The organism is Peribacillus sp. SIMBA_075 (genome assembly GCF_046534585.1).
Map to the genome: position 1 here is coordinate 1 of NZ_JAWRYN010000759.1, position 266 is coordinate 266.

1 protein-coding gene is annotated in these 266 nt (G+C 47.7%); it reads left to right on the plus strand.

Features of this window, described 5'->3' with window-relative positions; all coding sequences use genetic code 11:
- A partial coding sequence (locus SB775_RS30245) for a superoxide dismutase (RefSeq protein WP_410864945.1) occupies positions 1-211 on the plus strand: 211 nt, incomplete at its 5' end.
- Positions 212-266 lie beyond the last annotated feature (55 nt).

A 266-nucleotide genomic window follows, 5' to 3' on the forward strand; every position in this document is an offset into this window, starting at 1 on the left:
GCTGACTGCTGAAGGCGGAAAAGTAGCTATTTCTTCTACTCCTAACCAAGACAGCCCTGTAATGGAAGGCAAAACACCTATCCTCGGTCTGGACGTATGGGAGCATGCATACTACCTGAACTACCAAAACAAACGCCCTGACTACATCGCGGCGTTCTGGAACGTAGTAAACTGGGATGAAGTAAGCAAACGTTTCGCAGCTGCGAAATAATTGCAGGCTCACTCATCAAAAGCTTGTCGCTCAATGCGGCAAGCTTTTTTGCATG